This is a genomic window from Streptomyces sp. NBC_01520 (genome assembly GCF_045040375.1).
GTDB lineage: Bacteria > Actinomycetota > Actinomycetes > Streptomycetales > Streptomycetaceae > Streptomyces.
Genome location: NZ_CP109404.1, coordinates 7,650,362 through 7,669,101, shown reverse-complemented (window position 1 = coordinate 7,669,101; position 18,740 = coordinate 7,650,362). Strand labels below are relative to the sequence as shown.

General features: G+C 68.7%; 21 protein-coding genes and 1 pseudogene. 8 read left to right on the top strand and 14 right to left on the bottom strand.

All coding sequences use genetic code 11. The features are described from left to right. Window positions 1-66 precede the first annotated feature (66 nt). From OG524_RS34445 to OG524_RS34410, 8 genes are read right to left on the bottom strand one after another with little or no spacing between them, the layout of a single operon-like run. Window positions 67-351 (bottom strand): gas vesicle protein K, encoded by a 285-nt coding sequence (locus OG524_RS34445; protein ID WP_384493121.1) that lies wholly within the window; start codon window positions 349-351, stop codon window positions 67-69. Continuing rightward, entirely contained in the window at window positions 348-590 is a 243-nt protein-coding gene (locus OG524_RS34440; RefSeq protein WP_405386334.1) for a gas vesicle protein, read from the bottom strand. The genes OG524_RS34445 and OG524_RS34440 overlap by 4 nt, the downstream gene beginning before the upstream one ends. Then, window positions 562-1,431 (bottom strand): GvpL/GvpF family gas vesicle protein, encoded by an 870-nt coding sequence (locus OG524_RS34435; RefSeq protein ID WP_405386336.1) that lies wholly within the window; start codon window positions 1,429-1,431, stop codon window positions 562-564. Before OG524_RS34435 ends, OG524_RS34440 begins: the two co-directional genes overlap by 29 nt. Further along, the gene (locus OG524_RS34430) at window positions 1,428-1,817 is read right to left on the bottom strand and encodes a gas vesicle protein (RefSeq protein ID WP_405386338.1); all 390 of its coding nucleotides are present in this window, start codon (window positions 1,815-1,817) and stop codon (window positions 1,428-1,430) included. The genes OG524_RS34435 and OG524_RS34430 overlap by 4 nt, the downstream gene beginning before the upstream one ends. Continuing rightward, a complete protein-coding gene (locus OG524_RS34425; RefSeq protein ID WP_405386340.1) occupies window positions 1,814-2,062 on the bottom strand; it encodes a gas vesicle protein GvpG in 249 nt (82 codons plus the stop codon). Before OG524_RS34425 ends, OG524_RS34430 begins: the two co-directional genes overlap by 4 nt. Before the next feature lies 1 nt (window position 2,063). Next, window positions 2,064-2,804, bottom strand: a complete 741-nt coding sequence (locus OG524_RS34420; protein ID WP_405812319.1) for a GvpL/GvpF family gas vesicle protein — start codon at window positions 2,802-2,804, stop codon at window positions 2,064-2,066. 3 nt (window positions 2,805-2,807) lie between these two features. Then, window positions 2,808-3,263 (bottom strand): gas vesicle protein GvpJ, encoded by a 456-nt coding sequence (gene gvpJ, locus OG524_RS34415; RefSeq protein WP_405386344.1) that lies wholly within the window; start codon window positions 3,261-3,263, stop codon window positions 2,808-2,810. A 40-nt stretch (window positions 3,264-3,303) separates the two neighbouring features. Beyond that, window positions 3,304-3,627, bottom strand: a complete 324-nt coding sequence (locus tag OG524_RS34410; protein ID WP_405386345.1) for a gas vesicle protein — start codon at window positions 3,625-3,627, stop codon at window positions 3,304-3,306. Window positions 3,628-3,833: 206 nt separating this feature from the next. Here OG524_RS34410 and OG524_RS34405 point away from each other — a divergent pair, with 206 nt between their 5' ends. From OG524_RS34405 to OG524_RS34390, 4 genes and pseudogenes are all read left to right on the top strand, one after another. Continuing rightward, the gene (locus tag OG524_RS34405) at window positions 3,834-4,295 is read left to right on the top strand and encodes an Asp23/Gls24 family envelope stress response protein (protein ID WP_405386347.1); all 462 of its coding nucleotides are present in this window, start codon (window positions 3,834-3,836) and stop codon (window positions 4,293-4,295) included. Window positions 4,296-4,352: 57 nt separating this feature from the next. Next, window positions 4,353-5,015, top strand: coding sequence for a histone protein (locus OG524_RS34400; RefSeq protein ID WP_405812318.1), 663 nt, complete (start codon window positions 4,353-4,355; stop codon window positions 5,013-5,015). A 5-nt stretch (window positions 5,016-5,020) separates the two neighbouring features. Continuing rightward, window positions 5,021-5,992, top strand: coding sequence for an SRPBCC family protein (locus tag OG524_RS34395; RefSeq protein WP_405812317.1), 972 nt, complete (start codon window positions 5,021-5,023; stop codon window positions 5,990-5,992). 278 nt (window positions 5,993-6,270) lie between these two features. Next, window positions 6,271-6,667, top strand: a pseudogene (locus OG524_RS34390) (NAD(P)/FAD-dependent oxidoreductase); the annotation flags it as partial. Between the two features lie 284 nt (window positions 6,668-6,951). On the opposite strand, the gene OG524_RS34385 reads toward OG524_RS34390, so the two are convergent. Continuing rightward, window positions 6,952-7,149 carry a hypothetical protein gene (locus OG524_RS34385; protein ID WP_405386352.1) on the bottom strand — a complete coding sequence of 66 codons (198 nt, stop codon included), beginning with the start codon at window positions 7,147-7,149 and terminating at the stop codon, window positions 6,952-6,954. A gap of 585 nt (window positions 7,150-7,734) precedes the next feature. Here OG524_RS34385 and OG524_RS34380 point away from each other — a divergent pair. The 4 genes from OG524_RS34380 to OG524_RS34365 are packed head-to-tail and all read left to right on the top strand — an operon-like array spanning window position 7,735 to window position 12,426. Beyond that, window positions 7,735-8,883, top strand: coding sequence for a polyprenyl synthetase family protein (locus OG524_RS34380; protein ID WP_405386354.1), 1,149 nt, complete (start codon window positions 7,735-7,737; stop codon window positions 8,881-8,883). Further along, window positions 8,880-10,433: a phytoene desaturase family protein gene (crtI, locus tag OG524_RS34375; protein ID WP_405386356.1), complete on the top strand. Its 1,554-nt coding sequence runs from the start codon at window positions 8,880-8,882 to the stop codon at window positions 10,431-10,433. The genes OG524_RS34380 and crtI overlap by 4 nt, the downstream gene beginning before the upstream one ends. Next, window positions 10,430-11,425, top strand: a complete 996-nt coding sequence (locus OG524_RS34370; protein WP_405812316.1) for a phytoene/squalene synthase family protein — start codon at window positions 10,430-10,432, stop codon at window positions 11,423-11,425. Before crtI ends, OG524_RS34370 begins: the two co-directional genes overlap by 4 nt. Further along, window positions 11,422-12,426 carry a DUF5914 domain-containing protein gene (locus OG524_RS34365; protein ID WP_405812315.1) on the top strand — a complete coding sequence of 335 codons (1,005 nt, stop codon included), beginning with the start codon at window positions 11,422-11,424 and terminating at the stop codon, window positions 12,424-12,426. The genes OG524_RS34370 and OG524_RS34365 overlap by 4 nt, the downstream gene beginning before the upstream one ends. Window positions 12,427-12,443: 17 nt before the next feature. Here the strand turns inward: OG524_RS34365 and OG524_RS34360 are convergent, their stop codons facing one another. The 5 genes from OG524_RS34360 to OG524_RS34340 form a co-directional block, all read right to left on the bottom strand. Continuing rightward, window positions 12,444-14,003 (bottom strand): FAD-dependent oxidoreductase, encoded by a 1,560-nt coding sequence (locus OG524_RS34360; protein WP_405812314.1) that lies wholly within the window; start codon window positions 14,001-14,003, stop codon window positions 12,444-12,446. After that, entirely contained in the window at window positions 14,000-14,734 is a 735-nt protein-coding gene (locus tag OG524_RS34355) for a methyltransferase domain-containing protein (RefSeq protein WP_405386364.1), read from the bottom strand. Before OG524_RS34355 ends, OG524_RS34360 begins: the two co-directional genes overlap by 4 nt. Further along, on the bottom strand, window positions 14,734-15,948 hold the full coding sequence (locus OG524_RS34350; RefSeq protein WP_405812313.1) for a lycopene cyclase family protein: 1,215 nt from the start codon (window positions 15,946-15,948) through the stop codon (window positions 14,734-14,736). Before OG524_RS34350 ends, OG524_RS34355 begins: the two co-directional genes overlap by 1 nt. Continuing rightward, the gene (locus tag OG524_RS34345) at window positions 15,945-16,574 is read right to left on the bottom strand and encodes an SDR family NAD(P)-dependent oxidoreductase (protein ID WP_405386368.1); all 630 of its coding nucleotides are present in this window, start codon (window positions 16,572-16,574) and stop codon (window positions 15,945-15,947) included. Before OG524_RS34345 ends, OG524_RS34350 begins: the two co-directional genes overlap by 4 nt. 806 nt (window positions 16,575-17,380) lie before the next feature. Continuing rightward, window positions 17,381-18,721 carry a hypothetical protein gene (locus OG524_RS34340; protein WP_405812312.1) on the bottom strand — a complete coding sequence of 447 codons (1,341 nt, stop codon included), beginning with the start codon at window positions 18,719-18,721 and terminating at the stop codon, window positions 17,381-17,383. Window positions 18,722-18,740: the final 19 nt, after the last annotated feature.

Sequence of the window (18,740 nt, the reverse complement as noted above, 5' to 3'; positions counted from 1 at the left end):
CGGAGGTTTCGGTCCCTTGGAAGTTCCGAGCCGGGGTCGCCCTGCGGGATGCCGCGGAGCGACAAGTCACCGAGTTTCGTGGGAGAGAAGAGTGCCGAGGGGGCCGAGGTCCAGGTTGAGGTCCTCGCGGCGCAGACCGTGCAGCTCACAGAGTTGCGTCATCCGCTCGTCGAGGAGCATCAAGGTGGTCCCCACGCTTTCTTCCTGTTCCTCCGTCAGCTCTCCGCTGTCGAAGCGGCGGACCGCCTGGCGTTCCATGAGCTGCCTGAGAAGCTCCACGACCGTCAGCACCAGCGAGGCCAGATCACGGCCCACGTTGTGCGGATCGATGTCCACGCGGGCGTCGTTCACAGGGGCCCGCTGTCGGCCCACGGTGCGGGAACGCGCTCGCTCACGGATGCCAGCAGGGCATGCAGTGAAAGCCGGACCAGTGGTACGTCCGCGATGGCGATCACGAGATCTCCGCTGATGACGACGCCCGTACCGAGCACCCTGTCGAGCAAGTCAACCAGTGGGACTCCGATGGGGGTCATGGCTTCCGGGCCCTGCCACGGAACGGGGCTACGATTGCCGTGCAAGATCTCCTCCATCCGTGAACGAGTAGGGGGCCCAGGGCCCCGATACGTCGATCTCGACGCCATCGAAGTCCGGGGATGTACGGAGCCGCCCGATCGTGGCCGCCAGCTCCGCGCTCCGGTCTTCGGCGATCAGACAGGCGAGGTTCATTACCTGGGTGCGGTCCTTGCCTGTGACCTCGGGCCCGTGCGGACGGCGCCGGACCGTGCCGACCGCCAGCCCCCGTACCGTGCTGTCCACCTGATCGGCGGCTGCCAGCGCGGCTTCCCGGTGCGACTCGCGCAGTTTCTGTCGGCTGCGGAGGCTCTTCATATACGCACGGCCCGAAGCCTGTTGTGGTCCGGGCAGGGCTTCCGCGGGCGCCATCCCGGGTGAGGTCGGCGCCGCGCCCCGTGCCAACGTGTCGGAGTGCGTCATGTAGACCTTGACGGCCCACTCTGCCCGCCCGGCGACCTGGTCCAGCACCTTGCCGAAGCGCTCCTGGTTTTCCCTGAGGGCGGCACCGGCCCGTTCGTCATCGAGATAGAGCGTGGCCAGCGGCAGCGGGACTGTGGGGCCACCCGCAGCCGCAGTGGTGACGACGTCATGGTGGATTCGCGCACAGTATTCAAGTTCGGCGGCATCCGCGAGCCGGTCACGCAGAGCCGCTTCGGAGAAGTCAGCCGTCGGCACGTCCTGCACCACCGCGCGCAGCCGGCCGACCGTCAGCAGTCGCACCGGCCCGCCTCCGGCATGCCCAGAGAGCACAGAGGCGAGATTCCCGGAGCGGTCAGCCAGACAGACCGCGAAGGCGTAGGTGATGGTGGAGGCGATGCTGTCGGTTGAGCAGGAGGAGGGATGGGGGGTCACGGTCATCGGCGAGGCCATTCCCTTCTGCTGCCGATCTGCTGGGGACTCCCGCGGTGCCGAGTGTCGCCGACCTCCTGCGGCTCGTCACCCTCCAGAGCCTCGATCCGGTCGCGCAGCCGCTGATTCTCCTCGGACAGGGCGTCGCGTGCGGCGCGCGAGGAGAGGGCTGGGTCGGTCTCCCACCAGTCGATGCCTGCCTTCTTCGCTGTCTCCACGGACGAGATGAACAGACGCAGACGAATGGTCAGCAGTTCGATGTCGAGGAGGTCGATCTTGATGTCACCGGCGATGACGATGCCTTTGTCCAGAACCCGTTCCAGGATCTCGGCCAGATTGGCTGTTGCGGGCGGGTTCGACCGGGGCTCCGAACCCCAACTGTTCAGTTCCGTCATGGTGCAACTCCAGGTACCGGCGACTTCCTGTCGAGAATGTCCAGCAACCGCTCCTCCTCGCGTTCGAACCGCGGGAGGTCGATCTCACCGTCGTCCAGGGCACGGTTCAGCTCGGCAAGCTGTGCGCGGATCACCGCCGGGTCGTAGAGTTCCGCCTCCGCCGCGTCGATGAGCCGGTCGGAGATCCAGACCACTCCGCGTACGGGTGCCAGGGGAAGGAGGAGGACACCGGAGAGCAGCCCCATGTCAGGCCCTGGCCGGTACAGGTTCCGGAACCACGAAGCTGTAGCAGGGCAGAGGTCCGTTGACCCGCAGGTCGAGACGGTCCGTGTGGACAGCGGCGAACCTCTCTGCGACACCGCGGAAACGTCCTTCCACACGGCGGGGCACGAGGAAGGACGCGTTCAGGACACATCCTTCCACTTCCGGCCCGGAGCACATGTCGTCGGCGATCCCTGCGAATTCGGCCGGCAACCGGGCCGCTGCCACCGCGGCCCTCCGCCGCAAGCCTGCCGCCACGGCCTCGCCGAGGCGAACGTTGGCTTCGTAACCAGGGTGACGGCGCGTCTCGTCGCGAATCCCCCGGACAACCGGGTCCTCACGGATCAGCGCTGCCAGGTTGTCCTGCACCGGCGTGATCTTGATGTTCATCTCGATGCGGGAGTCCAGCCGCTCCAGAACAGCGGCGTGCTCGCTCCCGCGGGCGGCAACGCCCGCCAGCACCGTGGCCTCGTCCGGTGCCACCATGCCGAAGCGCATCGGCAGCACGGGCCCGGTTTCGGCCAGCGCCATGAGCAGACCCTGATGCGCCATCAAGTCGCGTCGCCGGGCCCGGAGCCCCGGATACGCGGCGCTGACCACGACGGCGAGATCCTCGACCGGCAGCAGCCGCACCGGTGCCGGCGGCTCGCCCACACCCACGGCGCCTGGAGGAAGTCCGTGGGAGCTGCCCACGATGCCGTACACGTAGATGCCTGAAGCAGTCATGGGTCAGCGATCCTCTTTGTGACGGCGGGTTCGTTCGCTTGCGGTGCTCCTGGAGCTGGAGGACGTCTTGGACCTCCGGGGGCGTTCCTCCTCCTGCTCGTCCTCGTCGTCCCCGCCGACACCCACGGCCTTCTTGACCTTGTCGCCCACGGACTGCGCAGCCTTCTTCGCCCCGGCCTTGCCGACGCTCTTCGTCATGCCGCCGCCGAACAGTTCGGGCACCGTCCTGCTGCCTGCGTCGTTCTCCAGATCCAGCCGATTGCATGCTTCGGCGAACCGCAGGTAGGTATCGACACTGGCGACTACGATGCGTGCATCGATCTTCAGGATTTCGATGCCGACCAGCGACACCCGCACGAAGATGTCGATGACCATTCCGCGGTCGAGGATGAGTTCCAGGACGTCGTAAAGGCTGCCGGCGCGCGGAACGCGGACAACCTCCTCACTGTATGTACTCAAGGGATGACCATCTCTCGGGATTGGCTCCGGTGCCCGGCGCTCACGTGTCCGCCTGACCACGGCGATAGCGACGCACTCTGCGGTACTGCAGCAGTGAGCCGTCCTCATCGATGTCCACTTCGTACGTGGCGAGCAGGCTGGTGGTGTCAGGGATTCGCGGGAGCTCAAGCACATCGACGTCGACATGCCAACCGTCGTCGGTCCGCGAGACGGCGGAGACGCCTTCGGTCCTGTGTCTGATCAGCCTCGCCAGGCTCTGACACGCGCGTTCGGCCGCCTCCTCCGCTCCCTTCACGTGCTCCTTGCCCGCAGAGGTACGGGTGGTTCGAGAAGTCCGGGCACGCCCGGCTTGCTGCTCTGGCATGTTCGCCAGTCTGCTGACCCTCCGGCCGTGCCGCACGTGGTGAGCAGCCGAACGGGGTGCCACGGAATCCGCACGAATGGCGGCTTGCCAGAGCCCGGAGGACATTGGGAGGAGAGTGCGCACCGCGATGGCGGCCAGCGCTCGCCGCAGAACACAGCGCCTTGCCACTCGCAGACACATACCTTCTCTTTTCTGGAGGATCTCCGATGGCCAGCACCGACATCAGCGGCAACACCCCTCTCCGCTCAAGCGGCGACGGTGCGGGGCCCCGCGGCACGACCACCATCGCCGACAACGTCGTCGCCGCCATCGCAGGCATCGCGGCCCGGGAGACCGACGGGATTTACGCGCTGGGCGGCAGCACCTCGCGGACACTGGGATCAATGCGGGACAGGGTGTCGAAGTCGTCCGACCCGAGAAGGGGCGTCAAAGTCGAGGTCGGCGAGGTCCAAGCCGCAATCGACCTGGACGTCGTCGTGGAATACGGCGAACCCATCGGGGACGCCGCGAAGGAGATCCGAACCCGTGTGACGGATGCGGTGGAGACCATGACAGGTCTGGAAGTCGTTGAAATCAACATCAACGTGCTCGACGTCCACCTGATCGGATCGGACGACGAAGGCGACGACGAGGACAGCAGTGGTCGCCGGAGCGAGCGAGTCCTCTAGGCCACTCCCGTCGCCTGAAGAGCACGCAGTCCCATCTACCAGCATGTCGAGGCACTCATGGAAAACAGTAGGAAAGTCGCTCTCGCCACCGCAGTGGCGGCTGGCTACGTCCTGGGACGGACCAAGAAGGGGAAACTAGCCCTCGGTGTCGCCTCCCTCGTCATGGGACAGCAACTGCCCATGAATCCACGGGAGCTCGTCACCCTGGGCGTCCGCAAGCTGGCCGAGAATCCTGCGGTAGCAACCCTGGTGGAGCAGGCACGAGGTGAAGTACTGGATGCCGGGCGCACGGCGCTGTCGGCGACGGCGAACCGTCGCCTCGAAGCGGTCGCCGGTGCGCTCCAGCAGCGCACCGATGCCCTGCTCGCAGGACCGGACGAAGAGGGCAACGAGGAAGAGGACAACGAGGAAGAGGATTCCGAGGCAACCTCCGACCTGGAGGAGGGCGAGGAGGAAATCGAGGAGGAGCCGGAGGAAGACAACGAGCCGGAGGAGGACAACGAGCCGGAGGAGGACAACGAGCCGGAGGAGGACAACGAGGAGGAAGAGGAGGAAGAGGAGGAAGAGGAAGCACGTCCTCGCCGTCGTCCGGCGAAACGTCCGGCGGCAAAGAAGTCGCCCGCAAAAAAGGCCGCAGCCAAGAAGCCGCCGCCGAAGAAGGCTGCTGCCAAGAAGGCTGCTGCCAAGAAGGCCGCGAACCGTAACAGCCGGAAGAGGTAGCTCTCATGGCCAAGCAGCAGGACGACCCCAAGAGCGCGTCCGGCCTGGATCAGGTCAAGGAGCAGTTTTCCGCCTACGTCGGGGCCCAGGGGCAGCGACTCCTTGACTCCGTCGGCGACAAACTCACGGATCTCTCGGAGGGCCTCGGGGAAGGCGCCGACGGAGGCGGGGGCGGGGGGCTCCTGAATGTCGGAAAGCGAGTGCTCGGCGGCGACAGCCCGGTCAAGGCCTTCATGGGCGAGAAGGCCGGCGCGTTGAAGGACAAGGCCGTGGATGCGGTCAAGGGCGCCTTCGGCGGCGGGGGCGGGAAATCCGGCAGCGCCAAGGTGATCAACATCGTGGAGGTCATCGACGTCGGAAAACCTCTGCGCACGGTCTATGACCGCTGGACCGAGATAGAGGAATTCAACTCCTTCACCAAGGGCGTCACCAGTGTGTCCAAGTCGGATGAAATCGAAAGCGACTGGAAGCTGAAAGTGGCCTTCTCCAACCGCAGTTGGAAAGCCACGGTGCAGGAGCAGGTTCCCGACGACCGCATCGTCTGGTCATCCGAAGGCGCCAAGGGGACGACACACGGCGCCATCACGTTCCACGAACTGGCCTCGAACCTGACCCGGGTCGTCGCCGTCGTCGAGTACACCCCGTCCGGGTTCTTCGAGAAGACCGGCAACATCTGGCGTGCGCAAGGACGCAGACTGCGCCTGGATCTCAAGCACTTCCAGCGGTACGCCACGCTGACGGACGACGAAGACGTCGAAGGCTGGCGCGGCGAGATCCGTGACGGTGAGGTCGTCCGAAGCCACGAAGAAGGGCTCGAGGACGACGAACCGGAAGACGAAGGTCCCGACGAGGAGGACGAGGAACCTGAGGAAGAGGCCGACGAGGAGGACGAGGACGAGGAACCTGAGGAAGAGGCCGACGACGACTACGACGAGGACGCAGAAGACCCGGATGCGGAGGAGGAAGAGGCACGGTGAGCGACACCCGGCCGACTCACTGATCGAGGCGTCGTCACCGCGGCGGGGTCACGGGTCCGGACCCCGTCTCCCGGCCGCCTCCGACACGCTGATGTGACCCCACCCCCATGTTGACCGGCTTTCCATGCCTCCGAGTTACTACGGCGACCCCGGCAGGATCTGGCGTCACCTGCGGGCATTGTGCCCATGCCGCCACCCGGCTGGTCAGCCGTCCGGCGGCATCGGCGGTCTTGAGGTTGCGGACCATGCCTCAAGGCTGGTGATGCAACGTTGGCCCTTTCAGCGCCTTCTACCCCCTTGCCACCGCCCCCCGGTCTTGGTCGGCGTGTGTCTGGGGCAGGGGGCTGAGCTGGAGCCACGCCCCCAAGGTGGTCGCCCATCTCTTGACGGACGGTCGCTGCGCCGCCCTCAGCCGTGGCCTGGAGGCGACAGCCGCGAGCCTGGAGGCGTTCGCCCCCGGGGACGGAGCCGCCTGGCAGGGCCTGCGGGAGGTCTGGGAGGCACTGCGACCTGGCATTCTCGACGCCCTCTTCGCCCCGTTCCCTCCGATCCGCGCAGGAGCCCGGCTGGCGCTGCGGCTGCGTGCGGCGGGCGGGCTGCGACTTGCCAGGACGATGGTGCTGCCAGTACGGGCGGCTGGGCGAGGAGGAGTTCAGCGGCGAGGGCGGCAGGCTTCGGTCTGGCCGAGGCCGGCCGATCATCTTCACCGGTGCGACCCGCAATTCCCTCGTCGTCAGAAAGCCGCGCCCGAGCGGTGTGCAGCCCTCGTCGTCAGCCAGCCCTCCCGTGGGAGGTGCCCTCCTCGCCACTTTCGGCGACCAACTGGGGCGCGACCCACTCCTTGCCCAGCGGTGCGTGAGGTACTCACCAAGGCATGATCCTGTCGTTGCGGTCACCGCCCCGGGGCGACAGGCTGGTGTGGTGGCCGGGTACACGCCGCCGGGCAACCACGCATGGTTTCATGCGCCCACCGTGGTGAAAAGCCGCAGGGCTCGGTGCGGCCGCAGGGCGGGAATCCGGTACTGATGATTTTCTGACAACGTCAGTGTCCAAACTCCTTCGAGGAACACAGCCATGGCACCAAAGCGTCCGCATTCTCCTCCACCATGCCGGGCATGAATACCGGGTTCAGCATTCAGCTCATCGACGGTCTGCACATACCTGTGCGCTCCCTGACAACCCAGTCATCGGCGATTCGCGACAACGGTGAAATCAGCGTCGCTGGATATGCAACCGAACCGTGCTGAATCCAGGGTTCTGTACCAGGCATATCCGAATGAAGGAGCGGAGACCGCCACGTGCGGATGTCACGCCGTTCACGTGTGCGCGCCGTTCTTGCCGGCGACGGCTTCCGGTGCCGTGAGTACCCCGTCGTTGACAAAGTCCGTCCAGGGCTGCTTGGTGCGAGTCATCGACTGCATCACTTTTCCCGGAGCTGTGTTCATGCCGCAATACGGCGAGGACCGGCACCTGTTCGAGTTCTGACATCTGCTGGGGCCGGATGAACAGGCGCGGAGCCGAGTCGGGTACGCCACCACTGTGCCGGGCCAGAAGGCGAGTCCCCTGCCAGGCCACCGCCGAGGACGAGGGGCAGGCCGGTGACGGACAACAGCGACGCAGCGCCCCGCGCCCTCCCCGGAGCGGCCGCAGCGAACCCAGGCGACACCGGAGTCGGTGCACCCGTGTCCCATTCGGCAGCCGACGCCTACGTGGACGAGGCAGGAAGATTGAAAGGGCTGTGCATGCTTGACGGGCGGGCAGAGCAGGGTGGCACCGCCGGCCTTCTCGGCCGGCAGAACGTCCCGGGCACCGCTGCCGACGCCATCATGGCCGTCAACGGCGTTCTCGCGGAGCAGCTGGACGTCAGGTTGCGCGAGGCACACGATGTGGACGCCGTGTTCGCTCGTGAAGTCGCGAACCGGGTGGCTGCGTTCGTCCAGCGAGGCGGGAAGCGGCTACGGACTGCCTTCTTGTGGTGCGGGTGGCGGGCCGTCGGCGGGGACTGCGATCCGCGAACTCTGCTCCGGATCGGGGCAGCGCTCGAACTCTTGCAGGCGTGCGCGCTCATACACGACGACGTCATGGACGGGTCGCCGATGCGTCGAGGTGCTCCCGCCGTTCACGCCGACTTCGCTCGTATGCACTGCGTAGGCGGGATGAAGGGTGCGCCTGAGAAGTACTCGGCTGCGGCTGCCGTGCTCACGGGCGATCTGGCGCTGGCATGGGCCGACGACCTGTTCACCGACATCGTGCTCACTTCGCCGCAGGGACGGCAGCTGCACTGCGAGTGGCAGGCGATGCGCGGCGAGATGGTGGCCGGGCAGTACCTGGACATCCGTGCCCAGGCAACCGGCTCGTCCGCCGCGGACGAGGCGGTACGGATCGCGACTCTGAAAAGCGCTCTCTACACCGTGGAGCGACCGCTCGCCCTCGGTGCCTCGCTGGCAGGCGCCGGTGCCGGAACCCTCGATGCGCTGCGGTCAGCCGGCCGATGCGCGGGACTGGCCTTCCAGCTCAGCGACGATCTGTTGGGTGCGTTCGGAGATCCTGCGGTGACAGGCAAGCCGGCGGATGAGGATCTACGGGGGCGGAAGCTCACCTATCTCCTCGCGGTGGCCGTGCGGCTCGCTTCCGCGTCGGACGACGCGGAAGCGATCGGCGCGCTCCGGTCGGAGGACGTCCCACGCTCCGACGACAAGGTCGCACGGATGCGCGCAGCGCTGGAACGCACAGGCGCGCGCGCAGTCGTGGAGGCCGATATCGCCGGTCTGTGCGCGCTCAGCTTGCGGCACTTCGCAGCCACTGGAGCGGATCAGCACGCTCGGCAGGAGTTCGCCTCGCTGGTCGAACGGGCGGTCGTCGCACCGGCAGGGAACGAGGGAGCCAAGTGAAGACCGTGTCCGGGTCCACGGACCATGTCGTGGTGGTCGGTGCCGGCCTGTCCGGACTGGCCGCCACCCTGCATCTGCTCGGTGCCGGCCGTCAGGTGACCGTCGTCGAGCGGAGCGGCGGGCCGGGTGGCCGTGCCGGTCTGCTGCAGCTCGGTGGATACCGGCTCGATACCGGCCCGACCGTCCTGACGATGCCGCACCTGGCCGATGAGGCCTTTGCCGCCGTGGGTGACAGCCTCTACCGGCGGGTGGATCTCATCGATCTGCATCCGGCGTATCGGGCCCGCTTCGGCGACGGCACTCACGTGGACGTGTTTACGGACGGGGATGCCATGGAGGCCGAGGTGCGTCGCTTCGCCGGCCCTTTCGAGGCCGAGGGCTACCGTCGGCTGCGCATCTGGCTGCAGCGGCTGTACCGGGCTCAGATGCACCGGTTCATCGATACGAATTTCGACTCACCTCTGCAGCTCCTGCATCCGGACCTGGCCCGGCTGGCTGTCCTGGGCGGCTTCGGGCGGCTGGACCCGCAGATCGGCAGGTTCCTCTCGGACGAGCGACTGCGGAGGGTGTTCTCCTTCCAGGCGCTGTATGCGGGAGTGGCACCAGCCCGGGCACTCGCCGCCTACGCCGTTATCGCCTACATGGACACGGTGGCGGGCGTCCACTTCCCCAGGGGCGGAATGCACGCACTGCCCCGGGCCATGGCGGATGCGGCAGGCGACGCGGGAGGCCGGTTCCGCTGGTCGGCCGAGGTGGTCGGACTGGAACGCTCTGCCGGACGGGTGAGGGCCGTACACCTGGCATCGGGCGAACGGATCGCCTGCGACGCCGTGATCCTGACACCCGATCTACCCGTCGTGCATCGTCTTCTGGGGCGGGCTCCGCGACGTCCGGTACCTCTGCGCCACTCCCCCTCGGCGGTGATTCTCCACGCCGGTACCGACCGCACCTGGCCCGAGCTCGCGCATCACACGATCTCCTTCGGAGCCGCGTGGGAGCGCACCTTTGACGAACTGACGCGAACTGGACAGCTGATGAGCGATCCGTCGCTGCTGATCACCAGGCCGACCACACACGACCCGGGACTCGCGCCGGAGGGAAAACACCTGCACTACGTCCTGGCTCCGTGCCCGAACACCACAATCGGCCCGTCCGGCGACGCGTGGCACGACCTCGGACCGCGCTACCGCGACAGCCTGGTGGCGGAGCTGGAACGCCGAGGGCTGAACGGTTTCGACGCCTCCATCGACCGTGAGCTGCTGGTGACGCCAGTGGACTGGTCGGCCCAGGGCCTTGCGGCGGGCACGCCGTTCTCCGTGTCCCACACCTTCGCCCAGACCGGCCCCTTCCGGCCCCGCAATCTCGTGCGCGGTTGGGACAACGTCGTGCTCGCCGGGTGCGGAACAACCCCTGGGGTGGGGGTCCCGACAGTCCTGCTCAGCGGAAAGCTCGCTGCCGCCCGCATCACGGGCTTCCCTCGATCCGGCGCACGCAGGAGGGGCCGCACAGCAGCGGACCGTCGTCCTGTCCTCGAAGGGCAGCGCCGATGACGCGTCGTGAACTGGACGCCGCGGGCATCAGCGACCCCGCGATGCGAGCGGCCTACGCGGAGTGCCGCCGGCTCAACGCCCGCCATGGCAAGACCTATTTCCTGGCGACTCGTCTGCTGCCGGTCGAACGGCGCTGCGCTGTCCACGCCCTGTACGGATTTGCCCGCTGGGCCGATGACATCGTCGATGACATCAACCGGCGGGAGACTCCGGAGCAACGTGATCGGCTGCTGCGACGGTTGGAGAGCGATCTGGCACACGGGCTGCGCACCGGCTGCGGGACCGAGCCCGTGGTGCGGGCGGTGGCGGAGACCGCGAGACGGTACGGGATCGATCCGAGGCTGTTCGCCGACTTCCTGGTCTCCATGCGCAGTGATCTCAGCGTCACCGACTATGCGACGTACACGGACCTGCAGGCGTACATGCACGGTTCGGCTGCGGTGATCGGGCTGCAGATGCTGCCTGTGCTCGGGACGGTGGTCGCCCGCGAGGAGGCGGCACCACACGCGGCAGCCCTCGGCATGGCGTTTCAGCTCACCAACTTCCTGCGCGACGTGGGCGAGGATCTGGACCGGGGACGCGTCTACCTCCCGGCGGACCTGCTCGCGGCCCACGGGGTGGACCGGCCGATGCTGGAGTGGAGCCGCCGGACAGGCGGCCATGATCCGCGTATCCGCGCCGCCTTCATGGCTGCCGAGGAGATGACGCGGAACGTCTACCGGGAGGCTGAGCCGGGCATCGGAATGCTCGACCCCCGGGTGCGGCCGTGCATCCGCGTTGCTTGCACGCTGTACGGCGGCATCCTGGATGCGATCGCCGAAGCCGAGTACGCGGTGCTGCACCGCCGCTGCGTGGTGCCGCGCCGGCGCAGGGCGCGCACGGCTGCCGCCGGACTCGTGCGCATCCTGAGTGCCCGGATCCGCACCAGGGCGCCCGCCACGACGGCGTCCGCGCCCGCAGCGGTGCATCAAGAGGAGGGATACGGCCGATGAGGGACCGTCGGGGCGTGGGGCGTTGGGCGTCGCCGCTGCGGGTGCGTGGCGGGCCGGGCTGGTTCGAGCAGGAACCGACGTGGCGGGAGGCGAAGCCGTCCGTGATCTCGGACGCCCTCGCGCGGGCCGGCGCGAGACCTTCGGGGAACTGGTTCGTCGTCGGGGCATCCCGGAACATCGTCGGCGGCCGCCCGTACGGCAGGACCGTGAGTGGCGTGGAGGTCGTGCTGTGGCGCACCCGGACAGGAGACCTGCGGGCCGGCCCTGGCACGTGCCCGCACCTGGGGGCGCCGCTGCGTGAGGGCAAGGTGGTCTGCGGAACGCTTGTGTGTCATTGGCACGGGCTGGCGATCAAGAAGGAGTCGTTCGCCGGCTGGTCGCCCTTCCCCGTCCATGACGACGGGGTGCTGGTGTGGGTACGCCTGGACGAGGCCGGGGGTGAGGTGCCGCTGGAACATCCCGTGCTGCCCGCACGCCCCCCGGCCGCACTCGCGCTGGACTCGGTTTTCACCACGGTCGGGCGGTGCGAGCCGCAGGACGTGGTCGCGAACCGGCTCGATCCCTGGCACGGGTCCTGGCTCCATCCGTACTCGTTCGTCGACCTGCGGGTCGTGGACACCCCACGGGGTGGTGCCCAGGACGCGTTCGCCGTCGAGGTGTCCTTCCGCGTCGCGGGGCGCCTGGTGGTGCCCGTGCGAGCGGTGTTCACCGCGCCGGAGCCGCGTACGGTCGTCATGCACATCACGGAGGGCGAGGGGGCCACCTCCGTCGTGGAGGCGCACGCCACTCCCCTGACACCCCGGGGGCATCACAGTCCTCGGACCGTCGTGGTGGAGGCGGTCGTCGCGGCGTCCGACAGGCGAGGTTTCGTCCTGGCACGTACGGCCGCACCGGTACTGCGCCCGCTGCTGCGCCGGGCGTCCGCCCGACTGTGGCGTGACGACTTGGCCTACGCCGAGCGCCGCTGGTCCCTGCGCCGCAGCGGCCTGTTCCCCGGCTGATCCGGCTGATCCGGCTGTCAGGTGTGCCCGGCCAGGCCGGCAAGGGTTCGCAGGATCGGGGAGCGGCCTGTGCGTGGCACCGTCCACAGCACCTGCCCGCGCACCTCCCATCCCGCGAGCAGCGCGTTGGCCGCCAGAAATCCGGTGGTGGCGGCACGTTCCATCAGCGCGACCGGCAGATCGCAGCGGACCGCGTCGCCGGCCGTCATCACCCTCGGATGCGGAGTACGTACCGAGGGTCGGTGCGGGTAGCCGCCGACCGGGAACATCGGGCAGTCCCCCCGCCATTCGTGGCGGGCTTCGATGATCCGGGCGTTCGTGGTCTCCGGGTAGACCTCGCGCAGTTGAGCGATCAGCCGGTCCTGTACCTCTTCCGGTTCGGCTCCGTCGTCCACGGCGTAGGCGTGCAGTTCCACCACTGAGCCGCCCGTCCGCCGCGCCCACCGAGCCGCCTCCTGGTCGAAGCGCTCCAGCACGCTGACGTTGTCCAGGCCTCGGTAGCCGCTGGTGCCGAGAAATCCGGCACGCTCCATGCGTACGGGCTGGTCGAGCCAGAGCCGCGAAACGAGGAACGGCGGAGCGTTGCGCAGCCGGCCGACATCGTCGCGCCAGGTGGCACTTCCCAGCCCCGGGGATGCCTCCACGACGTGGCGCAGTCCGGCCACGTCGAGGGCGAGGACCACCGCCTGGTGACGCTCGGTCCCGGCATCGGTCTCCACCTCTACGTCACCGCCGACGACCGGCCGGACACTGTGAGCGGTTGTGCCTGTGCGCACGTCCACGCCGAGCCGATCCAGATATCCGCTCAGCGGGTCCCAGAGGGCCTGCGGGAACGGCTCGCGCGGTACGTCGAAGAGGAGGCCCTCGGAGGAGCCGAGAAAGTAGAGGTGAAACATCAGCAGCATCTCGGCCGCGGACAGTTCGCGCGGGTCTGCGAAGAAGCTGCGTGAGAAGACCTCGAACGCCAGGTGCTCGGCTGCCTCGGGGAAACGGATGGCCGCCAGGAAGTTCGCCGCACTGACCTTGTCGAACCGCGCGTACACCTCAGGTACCCGCACGTCGAGCAGTGGCAGCGCCGAGCGCGGGTCCATAGCGGTCAGGTCGCGCCACCCGAACGTGGGGCTGAGGGCGACGAAGCCGAGTGCGCTCCAGGGGGGTGTGCGGGGCACGTGGGCGAAGCTGTCGGTCAGGCCACTGCTGTGCCGCAGCGGGTAGTCGGGCAGGGGGGTGAGTACGGAGAGTTCGGGATCCACGCGGCGCAGCAGGCCGCGCAGGTTGTAGTACTGACGGAAGAAGGCATGGAATCCGCGGCTCATGGTTGCTTCAGAGCCGTCGGCGAGGCGGGTGCGCCAGCCGCTCACCCGGCCGCCGAGCACCGTCTCCCGCTCGTACAGGGTGACGCGGACACCCCGTTCGGCGAGCGCCGTCGCGGCTGCGAGACCGGCGATGCCGCCGCCGATCACCGCAGTACCGGGCGCCTCTCCGAAGAAGCGGGCACGCCCCGGAGCCGGCAGGATCACCTCGGCCTTCCGGTCCCTGCCACGTCGGGCCGCGGTGTGCCGTGAGCTCGTTCTCATCGGCCGGCCGCCTGCTCGGAACGCAAGCGGTTCTCGGCGAGGAACGTGTGAACCACACCGGTCTGCCATCCGGCGACCGGGAGGGTACGCACGGTGGTGAAGCCGGCCCGGCTGAGCCGGGACGCGAAAGCCGGCGCCCTGTCGAAGGCAAGGACGCTGCGCCACAGGTGGTGGTACAGGTCGCGGTCGCCGGTCAGCGTGCCCGCAGGCCTGATCACTCCTCGGCACAGGGCGTTCCACAGGGCGCTGTGGAACGCGGAGCCGCTGAGGCAGTACTCGTGCACGGCGAGGCGCCCGCCGGGCCGCAGGAGCGAGCGGACCGAGGAGAGCACGGCGTCCGGATCGGTGATGTTGCGAAACAGATAGGCGGCCAAGACCGCGTCATAAGGACCATCACCGTCGGGCGCCATGAACTCCTCGGCGGTTCGGTGCAAGAAGCGCACGTTGTCGGGCCAGCGTTTGGCGAGCGCGCGTTCGAGCATCCCGGCGGACGCGTCGATGCCTGTGATGCGCGCGTACGGGGCGGCCTTCAGCAGTGCGCGTGTGGATGAGCCAGTACCGCAGCCGAGGTCGAGTACGCGCAGTCCCGCACCGCCGTGCGGGAGGCCAAGCCGCCGTGCGGAGCGGTTCAGCTCGATGCGGTAGCCGGGGTTGACCGCCGTGAGCCGGTCGTACGAGGGGGCGGCCTGGTCGAACGCTGCGGTGAGTTCTTGGTCTCGCAGAAGCTTCATCAGCGGCTCTCTTCGGGCGGGGTGGGGGCGCGTCGTTCGAGGAAAGGGAGTTCTGCGGCGGTGCGGAGCATGGGTAGCACAGGGGTACGCAGACCGATGCTGAGCTCCTCCCAGGGAGTGCTCGCGCCGTCGAGGAAGCGCAGCAGCAGCTCTGTCGGGGTGCGGCGGAAAAGGTCGGTGAAGAAGCGAGGGCCGTCGATGCGGCCTGTGTCGAGTGCGCGCAGCACCACCGCGTCCATCGCCACTGCCCGGCGGGGGTGGGGACGCGGCACGGTCGTCGTGCCGTCGCGGAGCGCGGTGGCGATGGCACGGCTCTGGCGTTGCACGGCGGCGAACGTGTAGCCGGTCGCCGGCCGGGTGGCCCCTCCTGCGGCCCCGATGCGGAAAACGGACTGCCCGGTCCTGCGCGGGAAACGTGCGTCGGTCATGGGGATGACGCCCTGTTCGGCGCTCTCGACGCTGAGCGGTCCCAGGTGCAGCACATCGTTGGTGTAGTGCCGCAGGGCGGTCTCGTACGCGGTCGTCGACAGGGCGGCTGGGGAGAATTCGGTGTACTCGACCAGTGCCCGGTCCGGTGCCAGGGGCAGGACGTAGCCGAAGGCGAGCCCGTGGACAGGCTGCGGTACACGAAAGTCCATCAGGTCCGCCACTTCGGGGTCGAAGCACGGTGTGGCCGTGCGGACGAACCAACCGCGGAAGTGCTGGAGCAGCGTGGTCCGGGCGGGCGGCAGACGGCGCAGGGGGCGTGAGTCGAAGACGTGTCTGCCGCGCACGGTCAGCGCGTCCCCTTCGGCGGTGGTGCAGGAGACCTCGGCTCCGCCTCTCATGTCACGCACCTCGTGGACGGTGGCGCGCAGGACCCGTGCGTCGGTGTATCGGCCAAGCCGCGAGTGGACCAAGTCCTCGAACGGCGCGGATCGCAGCATCCGGTAGCGAAGTGACATGGGGTCGGAAGTGATGGTGGTGCCGTCCGGTGCCGTAATCCGCAGACGTGACCAGGAGGCGATGACCGCTTCGTCGAATTCGCCTGGCCTGTCGTCCCAGTAGCACCAGGTGCGTTCGGCAGGCCTCAGCGGGCCGTCGGGCGCTTCGATGAGCGTCACGGCCGTGGTGCCCGTGCTCGTGAGCCAGTGCGCCAGACACAGCCCGGCCGCCCCACCGCCCACGACGACTGCGTCGGCGCGCTCCCGCTCCTCGGCCGCGGAGCCCGTCATGGGACTCGTGGCCCGAGGAAGGTGATCCCCTGGGAGTCGGTACGTGCCCTTTCTGCGTCAGCCGCAAGGGCTTCGACCGCGGTGTGAACGGCCGCACCGGGGTCAACTGCCTGCGGCACGGGGGGTGGGTGGCCGGCAACGGCACGGTCGGCCAAGCCGGTGTCCAGGTGTCGCGCGGACCTGGAGGCGCTGTAGTCGGCCATCCCGGGCTGAGGACGTTCGGCCACCACACCGGTGATCGCGGCGATGGTGCCGCCTGTGCCGAGCGCGGCACGGAAGAACGCGGCAGGCGCGAGGGCGCTCACCGCCATCAGGTGCTCGGCGATGTCGTCGCCCACCGCGTCGGCCTTCCCGACAGCCACCGAGCCGAACGCCGTCAGGACGGCGTCCAGGCCGCCGTGCTCGCCCGCCGTAGCGTGCACGGCGCGGGCGCACGAGTCCGGGGCGTACGCGTCGAACAGGACCGTAGGGGCGCCGCCGGGTGCCGGGGCGCGCCTCGTGAGGCGCTCCTCGTTCCGTCCGTCCAGGACAAGGCGCACGCCGCGAGCGCCGGGTCCGGCTGCCAGCGCTGCACCGATGACTCCCGTGGCGCCGGCAACCGGAACCCGCGCGCCTTCGGCCTTCACGTCTCACTCCGTTCGCTCGGTTGTGGCTGCACCTGCGCTCGACCGGTCAGCCCGGGCGCGAAGGTGCGTGCGAGGGCGGGGAGGCCGGGTGCCGGGAGGACCACGCCCGGGCAGCGGGCCAGCGGCCTCCCCCGGGCGCCTGGTGGGATCGGCGATCCGCACTCGTCCCCGGGATGTCCGGGCAAGAAGCCCAGGGGGTGACCGGCCTCAGTCACGGACGATGCCTGCCTCACCACCGGGCAACCCGGGCATCAACCGTCCCCACACCGTTCACATCGGCTGCCTGTAAGCCGACCACGAAGAGGCCGCCGAAGCCAGGAGCCTCCCCGGGCATCGGCACAATAATGGCGAAACCACGGGCCTCACGGAACGAGCGTCTCCCGGTGCGCGAACGCGCTCATCGCCGATGAGGGCTTGAGGCGGAGAAGGAGACCCGTGCCTGGAGGCGCTCAGGCGCAGCACGGCATAGCGTTTCCGGTAACGAGGCCGGGGCCGACTGTGGAGATACGAACGCGGAACACCCGGGGCCGCCGTACACCATGAGGGCGACGACCGGCTGGAGTTCTACCGGCAGCTGTCCCTGGCGCTGGAGCTGACTGAGACAGCCGCCATCAGGTAGGGCGCCCCGGGGTGGCTGTGCTTCCGACGGAGACGGACAACTTTCAGGTATGCCTGGCGAAGGCACGGCTCAGTCGCCGGAGGGGTCATTGGACGTCAGCCACGCCTCGCAGAGCGGAACCCGTCAGGCATGTGGGGCCGGCGAGGCGCCTGCCGTGCAGGAGCCCCGGGCACTCGGGCCCGACCCCTCACGCACCGTCCTCAGGCGGCGACGGTGCAACCCTCTCCGCAGCGGTGGTGACCCGACCTGAAGCGGCGAGAAGTGCGAGAAGTGCGAGAAGTACCAGCAGGATGACGACGAGCAGCAAGATCGTCAGGACCGTCGGGTGGTTCCAGAGTGCGAAGACCAGGGCCACGATCAGCATCATGGCCAGGGTGACCCACTTGCGGTGGGCCTGGGCCCACGTGCCGACCCGGCCGGTGTGGACGTCATGGCCGAACGCCCACCGGGCCGTCGAGTCCGCGGCGCGCTCGGACGTTCCACGGATCGCGACCGGCAGCCGTCCGGGGCCGATCAGGTAGGCGCCCAGCGCGATGACGACACCCAGCACGATCGCCGTGCGCAGGCTGACGCGCAGGAAGTGCAGCAGGGTGTCGAAAACGGCTGCGGCGGATGCCTCCGACTGGACCTGGGGCGGGAGGTGGTCGAGGTAGAACCGGCGCGCGATGACCAGGGCGATGGCCACGACCAGGCAGGCGCAGGCGGCGCCGAGGGCCGTACGTGCCAGGGCCCGTCGGCGTCGATGGGCCAGGAACACGCCGGCCGCGCCGATCAGCACGACGATCACGGGAAGCCAGTTCCCGATCGTGTCCAGCAGATGGACGGCGTCGCGGATCTTCTCCAGCTTGTCGGACTGGAAGAGCACCATCTGCTTGTCGACGTCGGGGATCTTGGAAGCCGGGGACAGTCCGGCGGCCACGAGATCTTCCTTGACCTGGTCGACGGCTTCGCCGACGTCGAGGGTGACCGTCCCGCCGCTCACGTCCAGCGCGCCGCGCCCCTCGCCGGTGAGCGCCTTGACGACGGCGTCGTGGGCCTCCCTGTTGGCCATCGTCCAGATCCGCTCGAAGCGGTCGCTGTCCACGAAACGCGTGGCCACCTTCTCGACCGTGGCGTCGACCGCGTCCTCGAACTGTGGACCCAGCCCCTTCAGAGCCTGCGCGGCCTTCGGAGGCAGCCCTTGCGACTGCAGCCAGGCGGCGATGTCCGAGGTGACCTGACTGCCGTCCACCCGAACGTCGGCGGCTTGGGTGATGCGGTCGACCGCGGCGTCCTCGATCGCCGGATCCAAGGCCAGCGGCGAGACCGTCGCCACGTACCGGTCGGTGTCCAGCGCGATGTCGTGCACCCATACCGTGAGCAGGGCGACCGGCACCAGGATGCAGGTCAGGACGATGAGGACCGCGGAGGCGATGTTCCGCGAGATCCGTACAGCCGCCGACCCGTGTTTGTGGCTGTTCCCCGCCGAGGCGCCGGCCTGCCTCTGTGGGGCTGCATCGGGCGCGGACGGCTCGTCGGGGCTGTTCATGTGGGCTCCAGGGCTGCTG